This window comes from Xenophilus sp. Marseille-Q4582, assembly GCF_916700565.1.
In the GTDB taxonomy this organism is placed as follows: Bacteria; Pseudomonadota; Gammaproteobacteria; order Burkholderiales; family Burkholderiaceae_C; genus Xenophilus.
In genome coordinates, this window is record NZ_CAKAKO010000009.1 from 16,783 (window position 1) to 29,549 (window position 12,767).

Genomic DNA, 12,767 nt, shown 5'->3' on the forward strand with positions numbered 1-12,767 from the left:
GTCTGCGGAAAATCGTCAGGCGCCGATGTAGGCCCGGCGCACGGCTTCGTTGTTCATGAGGCTGTCGCGGTCGCCTTCCATCACGATGCGGCCGCTTTCGATCACGTAGGCGCGGTGCGCGATCTTGAGCGCCGCGAACGCGTTCTGCTCGGCCAGCAGCACCGTCGTGCCCGCCTGGTTGATGCGCTGGATGACCTCGAAGGTCTGCTTGATGACCAGCGGCGCCAGGCCCAGCGAGGGTTCGTCGAGCAGCAGCAACTTGGGACGGCCCATCATGGCGCGGCCGATGGCCACCATCTGCTGCTGCCCGCCGCTCAGCGAACCCGCCGGATCGTCCTTCTTCTCTGCCAGGATGGGGAACAGCGCGAAGACCTCCTCGAGCACCTTCCTGCTGCCCGCCGCGTCGCCCCGGTGCACGTAGGCGCCGAGCATCAGGTTCTTGAGCACCGACATTCCGGGGAACAGCTTGCGTCCCTCCGGACACTGGACCACGCCGCTGGCCACGATCTGGGAGGGCTTCATGCCCACCAGCTCCTGGTCGCCGTAGCGGATGCTGCCGCCCGCGGCCTTGTGGATGCCGCTGATGGTCAGGAAGATCGAGCTCTTGCCCGCCCCGTTGGCGCCCAGCAGCACCACGAGTTCGCCCTGCTTCGCATGCAGGCTCACGCCGTTGAGCGCCTGGAAGCTGCCGTAGCTGAGCGAGAGTTTGTCAAGCGTCAGCATGCTCGCTCCCCAGGTAGGCATCGATCACGGCCGGGTTGGCGCGGATCTCGGCGGGGGTGCCCTCGGCGATCTTCTCGCCGTAGTTCAGCACCAGGATCTTGTCGGCCAGGCTCATGATCATGTTCATCTTGTGTTCGATCAGACCCACCGTCAGGCCGCTGGCCACCATCTTGCGGATCAGGTCGGCCAGGCCCTCGGTCTCGTCGGGATTCACGCCGCCCGCAGGCTCGTCCAGCAGCACCAGGCGCGGGCCGGTCGCCAACGCCAGCGCGAAGGCCACGCGCTTGCGCTCCTCCTGCGAGATGTCGCCCGCGATGCGGTTCTCCAGGTGCGACAGGCCCACGAAGTCGAGCGCCTCGCGCGCCTTCTCGCGGCACACGCGCTCTTCCTCGCGCAGGCGGCTGGAGTTGCGCAGCACGTCGAGCAGGCCCGAGCGCGTGCGCAGCCGGTGGCCCACGATGAGGTTGTCCAGCACGGTGGCCATGTCGAACAGCGTCGTGGTCTGGAACGTGCGCGCCACGCCCAGGCGCGCCACCTCGTCGGTGCGCAGCGAGGTCACGTCCCGTCCTTCGAGCGTGATGGTGCCCGCGCTGGGCCGGTGCGTGCCGCTGATGAGGTTGAAGAAGGTCGTCTTGCCCGCGCCGTTGGGGCCGATGATCGCGTTGATCTTGCCCTTCTCGATCGTGGTGCTGACGTTGTTGACGGCGGCCAGTCCGCCGAAGCGCTTGGTCAGGTGTTCAATCTTGAGCATGCCGCCCCCCTTGCGCCGCGCGGCGCGCGCGCCAGCCCAGATAAGTGCCCACGATGCCGTGCGGCACGAAGATCACCAGCAGCACCAGGATGGGCCCGAACACGAGGAAGCGGTACTCCTGCAGAAACTGCAGATACTGGGTGAGCCAAGGCATCGCCAACGCCCCCAGCAGCGGCCCGAGCAGGGTGCCCAGCCCGCCGATGATCATGTACATGGTCATGTCGAAGGTGTGCTCCACCGCCGCCACGTTGGGGCCGATGAAGCGCACGTAGCCCGCGTACAGGCCGCCCGCCACGCCCGCGTAGAACACCGACAACATGAAGGCGAGCACCTTGTTGCGCATGAGGTTGATGCCCAGCGACTCGGCCAGTTCGTCGCCGTTGCGGATCGCCATGAACGTGCGGCCCAGCAACGAATTGACGATGCGCCGCATGACCCACATGCCCAGCACGAGCCAGAAGAAGGCCAGGTAGTACAGCGCGAGCGGCGTGTCGAACGCCAGCGTGCCGATGGGGGACGGCGCCGGAATGCCGATGATGCCCACCGTGCCATGCGTGAGAGCCTCCCACTTCTCGATCACGAGGAACATGATGTAGCCCACGCACAGCGTGAAGATCGAGAAGTAGTGCCCCTTCAGGCGCAGCGACAGGATGCCGATGAAGAAACCCAGCACCGCGGTCACCACGCCCGAGAGCGCGAAGGCCACCCAGAACGGCACCTGGTGATCCACCGTGAGGATGCCCACCGTGTATGCCCCCACGGCCATGAACCCGCTGTGCGCCAGGTTGAACTGTCCCGTGTAGCCGGTGATGAGGTTCAGGCCGATGGTGGCGATGGCGAAGATGTAGGCCTTGCCCATCACCGTGAGGTGGTAGTCGTTGCCCACGAACAAGGGGAACATCAGGCCCGCCGCGAACAGCAACGCCCAGCCCCACCGGCTTTCCAGGAATGCGAGGCGGCCCATCAGCGCACCCCCTTGGTGAACAGGCCCTGCGGACGCACCGACAGGATGGCCACCAGCAGCACGAAGGCAATGATGTCCTTGTAATCGGTGGAGATGTAGAAGGCGCCGAAGCTCTCGGCGAAGCCGATGATCAGCCCGCCCACGATGGCGCCCGGCACGCTGCCCATGCCACCCAGGATGATGATCACGAACGCCTTGGTGATCACCAGATGCCCCATGGCCGGGTACACCAGGTTGATGGGCGCATACAGCGTGGCGGCCACGGCGGCCAGCATGCCCGAGATGGCGAAGGTGAGCATGGCCACGCGGTTCGCGTCGATGCCCACGAGCGAAGCACCCTCGCGGTTCTGCGCCATGGCGATGATGGTCGAGCCCACGACCGTCTTCTTGAGGAACAGGTGCAACACCACCATCAGCACGAAGGCCGCCGCGATGATGAGCAGGCGCTGCACCGGCGCCGTGACACCCGCCAGGTCGATGATGCCCGTGTAGGGCGTCTGCATGCGGTGGAAGTCCGCACCCCACAAGGCCTGCGCGCCCGCCTCCAGGAACAGCAGCACGCCGATCGCCGCGATCATGGGGTGCAGCCCCGAGGCATGGCGCAGCGGGTGGAACACCAGGCGCTCCGACAGCACGCCGATCAGGGCCACGGTGAGGGCCGAGCCGGCCATGGCCACCCAGTAATTGAAGCCCCAGGCCGCCATGAGGTGCCACGATACGAAGGCACCGGCCATGTAGAAGGCGCCATGCGCGAAGTTGGGCACGTGCAGGATGCCGTACACCAGCGTGAGGCCCAGGGCCACGAGGCTGTAGATGCCGCCAAGCGTGAGCCCATTGAGCACCTGCTGCAGGAACAGATCCATCAGCTGGCCCTCCGCAGGGCGCGTTGCAAGATACCGGGCGGGGTCGTCGAGCGGGCCGCGGCGCACCCGGGGGGGTGAGTCTCCATCGTGTCCTCCTGGTGGAACGTGCGGCGCAGCTTAGAGCGTGTTCAAAGTCTCTTGAGCAAGAGCACCAAGAATGCCAAGTGGACGAACTGCAGGCTGGTGTTGAGCCATCGCTCGCAGTTCTTCCACAGCCTCCTGTTCTTGTCCAGCCAGGCAAAGCTGCGTTCCACGACCCAGCGCTTGGGCATCACCTTGAAAGTGTGAAGCTCGCTTCTCTTGGCGATCTGCACCGTCACATGCCCTCCCAGAATCTGCTGCACGCCTTGCGCGAACGGCCGACCGATGTAGCCTGCATCGCACAGCAGGCTTTGTAGCCGGCTCAACCGGGGCTTGCAGCGCTGTAGCGCCTGCAGTGCGCCTTTGCGGTCCGTCACCTCGGCCGTGGTCACCGCTATCGCATGCGGCAATCCCTGGGTGTCCACCGCGATGTGGCGCTTGATGCCCGAGACCTTCTTGCCTGCGTCATAGCCCTTCAAGCCCGCCGTGTCCGTGTTCTTCACGCTCTGCGCGTCCACGATCAAGAGCGTGCTGCAGGCGTTGCGCCCCAGTTTCTCGCGGGCCGCGCCAACCTGATTTTTTTAATGCCTGCTCCAGCAGGCTGCCACCCTCGCGTGGCTCGCTCCAGATGGCAAAGTACGAGTGCACGGTGCGCCACTTGGGAAAGTCACTGGGCAGTGCCCGCCACTGACAGCCCGTGCGCAGCAGGTAAAGCACGGCGCAAAACACCTCGTACAGCTCCACTTTGCGTGGGGCAGTCTTTCTGCGCGCACTCTCCAGCAATGGCCGGATCACCTCGAACTGCTCGCGCTTGATGTCGCTGGGGTAGCCTTTTCTCACCCACCGAGCTTCTCACATCAAGAGGGTGAGACTTTGAACACGTTCTTAATGAGGAAGACCGCGAAGCCCAATCGGCGGTTCCGCCATGCAGAACAGTTCAGGGTAAGCACGCACCGGCCCAGGGGGCCGGAAGTCATGCATGCGACTCACACCAGCGATGCACCCGCCGCAAGTGACGCTGCGCCGAGAGTCGCCCGCCGCCAGTCAGCGCCTGTGCCGCGGCCGCCCGGGGCGGCTCGCCGTGAAGCGCCCCCGTTCCTCGCTCGCCGTCCCTGGACCCGCAGAGCCGCAGGTGCTCGGCAGCCGCTCAGCGCTTGCGCCCACCCCCGAAGACCAGCAGCGCGCCGCCCACCACGATGATCGCGATGCTGGCCCATTGGGGGATCAGCACGTTCTCCTTTTCCTTCACCGACAGCTCCAGCGGGCCGATCTTGGCCTGGTGGGTTTCCTTGGTGAAGCTGAAGCCGCCCGTGCCCAGGCCGGCGATGCCTGCCACGATGAGGACGATGCCGATGATGCGGGTGAGGGTCATGGGGCGCTGCTCCAAAGGGAAAGACCGGATTCTGCGCAAGTATCCCGCGCCTGGCGTCTTTCGCGGCCTGAAGGCGGCTACAGCGGCTGCACCTGGGCCATGTCGGGGCGGCGCAGCCACTCCACCCATTCGTCCGCCAGTTGCTGCGCCATGCGCACGGCCTGGCGCCAGGCGGCGATGCGTGCGTCGGTGTCGCCGCCGTAGCCCGTGAAGTCCTTGCGGTCCGGCAGCTTGGCGCCCGGCAGGCTCGCCACCCATTCGGGGCTGGGCGCGAGCACCAGCATGCGGTCCAGGAAAGGCGTGGCGCGGTGGCGCCAGCGCAGGCCCTTGTCCAGCCAGCCCGGCACCACGGCGCGCTGGAAATGGGGGTACAGCACGATGCCGTCGGCGGCGCGGTACTGCAGGTGCAGGTGGTAGTCGGTGATGCCGCCGTCCCAGTAGGCGCCGCGTGGCGCGCCGGGAATGTCGTGCACGGCCTGCAGCACGAAGGGAATGGAGCACGAAGCCTGCAGCGCGGGGTGGAAGCTGGCTTCGTCCAGCGTCAGCTGGCGCGTGCGGTAGTCCCGCGTGTCGAAGGGCAGCGCCGCGGCGTGCGTGGAGAACACGCAGCGCTCCAGCCAGCCGCCCAGGCTGCGCCGGCTCAGCGAATTGCTCGCGAAGGCGCCGAGGTAGCCGGCCACGGTGCGCGCCCGCCCTTCCCGGCCCAGGATGTGGCGCCCACGCGCGGTAACCACATGCAGCCGGTAGCGTGGATGGCGCAGCACCTCGGCCGCACGCGGGCCGAAGAAGCCGCGCAGGTCGGCACCAAAACGTGTGCTGACATCGGCCGCCGTGATGCGCGGCGCGCCCGGCGGCGTGTCGAAGCGCTGGTGCACGTAGTCGTGCGAGAAGCGCGCAAAGGCTTCAACCGCGTTGTCCAGGCAGGCCGTGGCCAGCCGCCAGGCGCCGATGGAGGCGCCCACCAGGTCCACGGGCTGCGTGGACTGCGGCAGCCATTCGCCGAACAGGTATTGGTCCAGCGGCCCGAGGATCAACCCCTTGGGCCCGCCCGCCGCGCCCGGGATCACGCGCACATCGGCAGGCGCAAGGCCCCCGCGTGCGAGGTGTTCGCGCGCGGCGGGGCCGGCATAGAGACGCAGGGCTTTCATGGCACGCGATGGGGTGGGCGGCAAGGGTCGTTCGTCGATGCACCGGCGGCCGGGGGCGGCCTGCCGGGCGCTGCGGGCACCGATTGTGCAAGAGCAGCGCCCGGGCTTGCGCCGCTCTCCGACGAGCCACGCCTCGCCAGCGAAGACAATAGCGGGTTGCCGCGCCCGGTCTGCCCGGGCCGCCTTCTGCCTGTCGCCCCCTGTGCGCGACGCTGGATATGCATCGATGAACGACTCCCTTTCCTTCTTCTCCCGCATCGGCCTGGCTTTCTCGCTGCTGGGCGACGGCCGCCTGGCGGCCCGTGTGAAAGCGCTGCGCGATGGCGCCGCCGCCCCGGCGTCCGCGCCGGCCCCCGTGGCCGCGCCAGCGCCGGTGCCCGCACCGCCCGCCCCGGTGGCGGCCCCCTCCCCCGTGCGCGCCACGGCCGACGTAGATGCCGCGCTGCAACTGCTGGCCCTGCTGCAGCGCGAAGCGCGCTTCGTGGACTTCCTGCAGGAAGACATCGCGCCCTATTCGGACGCCGAGGTGGGCGGCGCCGCGCGCATGCTGCATGGCGGCGCGCGCAAGGTGCTGGCCGAAACCTTCGACCTGGCGCCCATCCGCGCCGAAAGCGAAGGCAGCCGCCTGACGCTGCCTGCCGGCTTCGACGCCGCCGCGGTGCGCGTGACCGGCAACGTGGTCGGCCAGCCGCCGTTCACGGGCACGCTGCAGCACAAGGGCTGGCGCGCCACAGCCGTGCGCTTGCCTGCGCTGACCGAGGGCCACGACACGCGCGTGATCGCGCCGGCGGAGGTGGAGCTGTGAGCCGTTATGCCATCGGCATCGACCTGGGCACCACGCACAGCGCCCTGTCCTGGGTCGACCTGCAGGCCGAGGCCGCGGCGCCCGAGATCCTGCCGATCGCCCAGCAGAGCGGCCCGGGTGCCGTGCAGGACTTCGCGCTGCTGCCGTCCTTCCTGTACATGCCGCATGCCAGCGAATTCGCCACCGGCGACCTGGCCCTGCCCTGGGACGCCGCGCCGGCCCACATCACGGGCCCGATCGTGGGAGAAATGGCGCGCAGCCACGGCGCGCTGACGCCGATCCGCCTGGTCTCCAGTGCCAAGAGCTGGTTGGGCCATGCCGGCGTGGACCGGCGCGCCGGCATCCTGCCGTCAGACGCACCGCCCGAGGTCGAACGCATCTCGCCGCTGGCCGCCAGCACGCATTACCTGCAGCACCTGCGCGACGCCTGGAACCACCGCCATCCCGAGGCGCCGTTCGACCAGCAAGCCGTCACGGTGACCATCCCGGCCTCGTTCGACCCGGCCGCGCGCGAACTGACGGCCGAGGCGGCCCAGGCCGCCGGCTACCGCGACATCACGCTGTTGGAAGAACCCCAGGCCGCGCTGTACAGCTGGATCGCGGGCAGCGCAGGCGACTGGCGCAAGCAGGTGCAGGTGGGCGACATCATCCTGGTGGTCGACGTGGGCGGCGGCACCAGCGACTTCTCGCTGATCGCCGTGACCGAGGAAGCCGGCAACCTGCAGCTCAACCGCGTGGCCGTGGGCGAGCACATCCTGCTGGGCGGCGACAACATGGACCTCGCGCTGGCCCATGGCGTGGCGCGCGGCCTGGCGGCCGAGGGCAAGGCCCTGGACCCCTGGCAGATGCGCGCGCTGACCTACGCCTGCCGCCTGGCCAAGGAACAGCTGCTCAGCGACGACAGCCTGCAGAGCGTGCCGCTGGTCGTGCCCAGCCGCGGCTCCAGGCTCATCGGCGGTTCGATCAAGACCGAACTGCAGCGCGCGCTGCTCACCACCATCCTGCTCGAAGGCTTCTTCCCCGCCGTGGCCAGCGATGCGCGGCCTGTCAGCCGCCCGCGCGCCGGCCTCACGCAGATCGGCCTGCCCTATGCGCAGGACGCGGCTGTCACGCGCCACCTGGCCGCGCTGCTGGGCCGCCAGCTCGGCGCCACGGCGCAACTGGCCGGCTTCGCGCAGCCCGAGGGCGCCAGCTTCCTGCACCCCACGGCCGTGCTGTTCAACGGCGGCGTGTTCAAGTCCGAATTGCTCGTGGCGCGCGTGCTGGACACGCTCAACGCCTGGCTGGCCGCCGACGGCGCGCCCGCCGCGCGGCTGCTGCAAGGTGCCGACATGGACCATGCCGTGGCGCGCGGCGCGGCCTACTACGGCCAGGTGCGGCGCGGCCAGGGCATCCGCATCCGCGGCGGCACGGCCCAGGCCTACTACGTGGGCATCGAGTCCAGCATGCCGGCCGTGCCGGGGCTGGAGCCACCCGTGCAGGCGCTGTGCGTGGCGCCCTTCGGCATGGAGGAAGGCACGGAAGCCCCGCTGCCGCCGCAGCAGCTCGGCCTGGTGGTCGGCGAATCGGTGCGCTTCCGTTTCTTCGGCTCCTCGGTGCGGCGCGAGGACCAGCCCGGCACGCTGCTGGACTTCTGGTCGCCCGAAGAGCTGCAGGAACTCGCCGGCATCGAGGCCACGCTGCCCGCCGAAGGCCGCGCCGTGGGCGAGGTCGTGCCCGTGCAGCTGCGCGCGCGCGTGACCGAGATCGGCACGCTGGAGCTGCTCGCCGAAGCCGCCGGCGGCGCGCAGTGGAAGGTTGAGTTCGACGTTCGCGACGCAGCCTGAGCCGATGGCGGCCGCCTTCCGCATCGGCATCGACCTGGGCACGACCCACACCGTGCTGGCCTTCGCGCCGCTCAGTGCGGACGGCATCCAGGTCTTTCCCATCCCGCAGAGCATCGCGGCCGGCGAAGTGGCGCCGCGGCCGCTGCTGCCCTCGCTGCGCTTCCATGCGGCCGAGGGCGCGCTGGCGGCGGCCGATCTTCCTTTGCCCTGGCCGTCCGACGAGCCGGCCATCCTCGGCGCCTTCGCGCGCGAGCTGGGCCAGCAAACGCCGGGGCGCCTGGTCGCCAGCGCCAAGAGCTGGCTGTCGCACCCTGCGGTCGACCGCACAGCCGCCATCCTGCCCTGGGGTGCGCCGGACGAGGTGCCCAAGGTCTCACCGCTCGAGGCCAGCGCGAGCTACCTGCGCCACCTGCGCCAGGCCTGGGACCAGGCCCATCCCGAGGCGCCGCTGGCCGCGCAGCCCACCGTGCTCACGGTGCCTGCCTCATTCGACGACGGCGCGCGCGAGCTCACGCTGCAGGCCGCGCGTCTGGCCGGCCTGGGGCCGGTCCACCTGATCGAGGAGCCCCAGGCCGCGTTCTACGACTGGGTCCATGCCCACCGCGCCGACCTGGCACAGCAGCTGGCCGGGACGCGCCGCCTGCTCGTGGTCGACGTGGGCGGCGGCACCACCGACCTCACGCTGATCGAGGTGACGCTGGACGCCCGAGGCCAGCCGCAGCTGGCCCGCACGGGCGTGGGCGACCACCTGGTGCTGGGCGGCGACAACATGGACCTCGCGCTGGCGCGCTGGATCGAGCCGCGGCTGTCCGGCGGCCAGCCGGGCCAGCGCTTGAGCGCCATCCAGCTGGCCCAGCTCACGCAGCGCTGCCGCAGCGCCAAGGAGCGCCTGCTGGCGCCCGACGGGCCGGTGGAGACCACGGTCACGCTGCAGGGCAGCGGCAGCCGGCTGATCGGCGGCGCGCGCTCGGCCCTGCTGTCGCGCGCCGATGTGGACCGCCTGCTGGTCGAAGGCTTCTTCCCGCAGGTGGCGGCCGACGCGCAAGTGCAGCGCACGCGCGGGGCGCTGGTCGAGTTCGGCCTGCCCTATGCCAGCGACGCCGCCATCACGCGCCACATCGCCGCCTTCCTGCAGCGCCAGGGCGGCGCCCTGCCCGACACCGTGCTGCTCAACGGCGGCGTGTTCCACGCCCAGGTATTGCGCGAGCGCCTGCTGGCCACGCTGCGCAGCTGGCAGCCCGCCGGTGCCACGCCGATCCGCCTGCTCGACGCACCGCAGCTGGACGCCGCCGTCGCGCGCGGCGCGGTCGCCTATGCCATGGCCCGCGCCGGCAGCGCGCCGCGCATCCGCAGTGGCGCCGCGCGCGCCTACTACCTGGCGCTCGAAGACGGCCAGGGCGTCTGCGTGTTGCCGCACGGCACGCCCGAGGGCGAGACCGTGCGGCTCACGGCCCAGCGCTTCAGCCTGCGCCTGGGCCGGCCGGTGCGCTTCAACCTCGCGACCAGCGCCGTCGACCGGCGCCACCGTGCCGGTGACCTTGCCAGGCTGGACGAAGACGGCGCGCAAGGCGGCTTCCAGCGCCTGCCGCCCATCACCACGGTGCTGCAGCCGCGCGAGGGCGCGGCGGGCGATGTGCAGGTGCACCTGGAAGCGCAGGTCACCGAAGTGGGCACGCTGCAAGTGCATTGCGTGCAGACCCGGGAGCCCTGCGCTTCCCATCCCCAGCCGCCCCAGCGATGGAAGCTGGAATTCCAGTTGCGCGCGGCCGGAGCCGGCGAGGACGTGGGCGACGCGCCCGCCACGGCGCACCCACGCCTGCCGCAGGCGCTGGCGGCCATCGACCGCGTGTACGGCGGCCGCAAGCAGGACGTGGACGCCAAGGAGGTGCGCCAGCTGCGCGCCACGCTGGAGCGCCTGCTGGGCGACCGCGCCCGCTGGGACGCGCCGCTGCTGCGCGCCCTTTTCGACGCCCTGCTGCAAGGCGCGCGCCGGCGCCGCCGCTCGCTGCCGCATGAGCGCACCTGGTTCAACCTGGCGGGCTGGACGCTGCGCCCGGGCTACGGCGACCCGCTGGACGGCTGGCGCATGGCGCAGATGTGGGAACTGTTCGGCCCCGGCATCGCGCACAGCCACGACGCGCAGCAATGGTCGGAATGGTGGACGCTCTGGCGCCGCATCGCGGGCGGGCTCGACGCCCAGGCGCAGGAGATGGTCTACGAGGTCATCGCCTACTACCTGCAGCCCGCAGGCGGCACCGACGTCGAAAAGCCCGAGGGCCCGCCCATGCAGGCGCTGGACGCGTTGCTGCGCATGGCCGCCAGCTTCGAGCGCATAGGCACCGCGCACAAGACCCAGTTCGGCGGCTGGCTGCTGCAGCGGCTGGAGGCTGCGGGCCGGCCGCCTGGCAAGGCAGGCTCCACCGCCGAACTCTGGTGGGCGCTGGGCCGCCTGGGCGCGCGGCAGCCGCTTTACGCGAGCGCGCACCACGCGGTGCCGGCCCTTGTCGCCGAGGCCTGGCTGGCGCGCATCGCCACCGATCACCCGGACTGGCCCCGCCATGAGCCTGCCGCCTTCGCCGTGGCCCAGATCGCGCGCGCCACTGGCGACCGCGCGCGCGACCTGCCGCAGGCCCTGCGCCAGCAGATCGCCCGCCAGCTGGAAGCCGCGCGCGCAGCGCCGAGCTGGGTCGCCATGGTGCGCGAAGTGCGCATGCTGGACGAAGCCGACCAGCGCCGCGTGTTCGGCGATGCGCTGCCGCCGGGGCTGGTGCTGCTGTGGGATTGAGCGGCCGGGCCGGCTCGCACGGGCGGTCTTCAGGCGCGCTCGCGCAGCGTCTCCAACTGCTGCGCATGCGCCCGGCAGGCGGCACGGAAGGCTTCGCTGATGCGCGCATCGCTGGCCGCCTCGCGCCAGAAGGCCAGCGCGGCCGTGCAGGCCTCCAGCCAGGCGACGCGCTGCGCGGGCAGCGGCAGGCTGAACTCCGGGGCGCGCGTGGGCACTTCGCCGCCGGGCAGCGGCGCGTGGCGCATGGGCAGCATGTCGTAGACGGGAGCGAGCCGAAGCGCGCCCTGCCCGTCGGGCATGAAGGCGAGATTGCCCGCATGCATGTCGGTGTTGGCGATGAGGCGGCCGAACCACCACAGGCGTTGCACGGCCGCCTGCTGCGCCGCATCCAGCAGGCCCAGGTCGCCGAGGCGGGCGGCCACCTGCGGCCAGTCGGCGCGCAGGCTGCCCACGAACGCGGCATCGATCACGTCCAGCGCCGCCAGCGGGCTGCGGCCCGCCTCGCCGTGCCGGTCGAAGCGCTCCACCTCGAGGAAGGTGCGCCCTTCGCCTTGCAGCACGCGGCTGCGCGCGCCCCGCAGGCCCGGCAGCCGCGCCACCTGCTGCAGCGCCAGGTGCTCGCACACCAGCAGGTCGGACCAGCGGCGCACTGTGGCCGACGGCTCCTGGCCGGAGAACTTGACGATGACATGGGGCGTGGCCGCATCGGCCAGCACGCGCCGGGCCGTGAATTTCGGGAACTCGCCTGCGGCGCTGGAGCCCGGCACGCCGCTGGCCACGGCCTGGGCCGCCTGCGCCGCGTAATGCGCGATCACGCCGGACTCGGGCACCGGCTCCGTACCCGGCACGTTCCCCGCGCGTTCGGCCAGCCACTGGGTGCAGGCGCCGTCGCCCACGATCAGGTCGCCGCTGAGGTCGGCACCCGCCTGGCTCATGGCGAACAGCGCGTCTTCATCGCTCCATTGGCCCGGGTCGAGGGGCACCTGCAGCCGCTGGTGTTCGGCCCGCGCGAACTGCCGCCCCATGTAGCCCTGCGGGCGCATCTGGTGCAGCGGATAGGGCAAGCCGGGCCACCAGCCGTCGCGCGCCTCTTCGGGCACCGGCCAGGCCGTCGCCGACAGGTCCATCCAGCAGCCCTCGGGGCGCACCAGCGTGAGCATGCCGACGAGGTGCAGCCGGCCTTCCGGATCGACGGCGTGAACGGGCTGCCGGGCCGGCCCGCCGCGCAAGGGCCGCGCCAATGCGTAGCGCGTGCGGCGCGCCTTGCCCGCCGTCAGCAGTTCGTCGGCGGGCAGCCGGGCCAGCAGGCGCTGCACGGTCGGCACGCTGACGCCGAGCGCGGCCGCCAGCTCGGGCGTGCTGGCGGCCGCCTGCCGCGCCAGTTGCTGGCGCAGGGCTTCGGGGCTCGAAATGGCAGCGGCAGGCATTGATCTGAAGAGATTATTGATT

Annotated in this window: 11 protein-coding genes; 3 read left to right on the forward strand and 8 right to left on the reverse strand. The window is 70.8% G+C overall.

Features of this window, described 5'->3' with window-relative positions; all coding sequences use genetic code 11:
• Positions 1-15 precede the first annotated feature (15 nt).
• From LG388_RS26025 to LG388_RS26055, 7 genes are all read right to left on the reverse strand, one after another.
• The gene (locus LG388_RS26025) at positions 16-723 is read right to left on the reverse strand and encodes an ABC transporter ATP-binding protein (RefSeq protein WP_225785443.1); all 708 of its coding nucleotides are present in this window, start codon (positions 721-723) and stop codon (positions 16-18) included.
• On the reverse strand, positions 710-1,474 hold the full coding sequence (locus LG388_RS26030; RefSeq protein ID WP_225785444.1) for an ABC transporter ATP-binding protein: 765 nt from the start codon (positions 1,472-1,474) through the stop codon (positions 710-712). Before LG388_RS26030 ends, LG388_RS26025 begins: the two co-directional genes overlap by 14 nt.
• Positions 1,461-2,438 carry a branched-chain amino acid ABC transporter permease gene (locus LG388_RS26035; protein ID WP_225785445.1) on the reverse strand — a complete coding sequence of 326 codons (978 nt, stop codon included), beginning with the start codon at positions 2,436-2,438 and terminating at the stop codon, positions 1,461-1,463. The genes LG388_RS26030 and LG388_RS26035 overlap by 14 nt, the downstream gene beginning before the upstream one ends.
• Positions 2,438-3,301: a branched-chain amino acid ABC transporter permease gene (locus LG388_RS26040; RefSeq protein WP_225785446.1), complete on the reverse strand. Its 864-nt coding sequence runs from the start codon at positions 3,299-3,301 to the stop codon at positions 2,438-2,440. Before LG388_RS26040 ends, LG388_RS26035 begins: the two co-directional genes overlap by 1 nt.
• 128 nt (positions 3,302-3,429) lie before the next feature.
• A protein-coding gene (locus tag LG388_RS26045) for an IS5-like element ISStma16 family transposase (RefSeq protein WP_086009121.1) occupies positions 3,430-4,222 on the reverse strand; the annotation gives its coding sequence in 2 pieces (ribosomal slippage) (positions 3,430-3,964 and positions 3,963-4,222; 795 coding nt in all).
• A gap of 307 nt (positions 4,223-4,529) precedes the next feature.
• The gene (locus LG388_RS26050) at positions 4,530-4,754 is read right to left on the reverse strand and encodes a hypothetical protein (protein ID WP_225785447.1); all 225 of its coding nucleotides are present in this window, start codon (positions 4,752-4,754) and stop codon (positions 4,530-4,532) included.
• 77 nt (positions 4,755-4,831) lie between these two features.
• On the reverse strand, positions 4,832-5,902 hold the full coding sequence (locus tag LG388_RS26055) for a patatin-like phospholipase family protein (protein ID WP_225785448.1): 1,071 nt from the start codon (positions 5,900-5,902) through the stop codon (positions 4,832-4,834).
• A gap of 226 nt (positions 5,903-6,128) precedes the next feature.
• Between LG388_RS26055 and LG388_RS26060 the strand changes: the two genes are divergently transcribed.
• The 3 genes from LG388_RS26060 to LG388_RS26070 are packed head-to-tail and all read left to right on the forward strand — an operon-like array spanning position 6,129 to position 11,318.
• Positions 6,129-6,707 carry a DUF2760 domain-containing protein gene (locus tag LG388_RS26060; protein ID WP_225785449.1) on the forward strand — a complete coding sequence of 193 codons (579 nt, stop codon included), beginning with the start codon at positions 6,129-6,131 and terminating at the stop codon, positions 6,705-6,707.
• Positions 6,704-8,533, forward strand: coding sequence for an Hsp70 family protein (locus LG388_RS26065; RefSeq protein ID WP_225785450.1), 1,830 nt, complete (start codon positions 6,704-6,706; stop codon positions 8,531-8,533). Before LG388_RS26060 ends, LG388_RS26065 begins: the two co-directional genes overlap by 4 nt.
• Before the next feature lie 4 nt (positions 8,534-8,537).
• Positions 8,538-11,318, forward strand: a complete 2,781-nt coding sequence (locus tag LG388_RS26070) for an Hsp70 family protein (protein ID WP_225785451.1) — start codon at positions 8,538-8,540, stop codon at positions 11,316-11,318.
• A 29-nt stretch (positions 11,319-11,347) separates the two neighbouring features.
• Here LG388_RS26070 and yjjJ read toward each other — a convergent pair whose 3' ends face one another.
• Positions 11,348-12,745 carry a type II toxin-antitoxin system HipA family toxin YjjJ gene (gene yjjJ, locus LG388_RS26075; protein ID WP_225785452.1) on the reverse strand — a complete coding sequence of 466 codons (1,398 nt, stop codon included), beginning with the start codon at positions 12,743-12,745 and terminating at the stop codon, positions 11,348-11,350.
• Between the last annotated feature and the right edge of the window lie 22 nt (positions 12,746-12,767).

Bases quoted from the DNA above. Each gene is read 5' to 3' on its own strand.
- LG388_RS26025 (WP_225785443.1), bottom strand. From the start codon at position 723: ATGCTGACGCTTGACAAACTCTCGCTCAGCTACGGCAGCTTCCAGGCG.
- LG388_RS26030 (WP_225785444.1), bottom strand. From the start codon at position 1,474: ATGCTCAAGATTGAACACCTGACCAAGCGCTTCGGCGGACTGGCCGCC.
- LG388_RS26035 (WP_225785445.1), bottom strand. From the start codon at position 2,438: ATGGGCCGCCTCGCATTCCTGGAAAGCCGGTGGGGCTGGGCGTTGCTG.
- LG388_RS26040 (WP_225785446.1), bottom strand. From the start codon at position 3,301: ATGGATCTGTTCCTGCAGCAGGTGCTCAATGGGCTCACGCTTGGCGGC.
- LG388_RS26050 (WP_225785447.1), bottom strand. From the start codon at position 4,754: ATGACCCTCACCCGCATCATCGGCATCGTCCTCATCGTGGCAGGCATC.
- LG388_RS26055 (WP_225785448.1), bottom strand. From the start codon at position 5,902: ATGAAAGCCCTGCGTCTCTATGCCGGCCCCGCCGCGCGCGAACACCTC.
- LG388_RS26060 (WP_225785449.1), top strand. From the start codon at position 6,129: ATGAACGACTCCCTTTCCTTCTTCTCCCGCATCGGCCTGGCTTTCTCG.
- LG388_RS26070 (WP_225785451.1), top strand. From the start codon at position 8,538: ATGGCGGCCGCCTTCCGCATCGGCATCGACCTGGGCACGACCCACACC.
- yjjJ (WP_225785452.1), bottom strand. From the start codon at position 12,745: ATGCCTGCCGCTGCCATTTCGAGCCCCGAAGCCCTGCGCCAGCAACTG.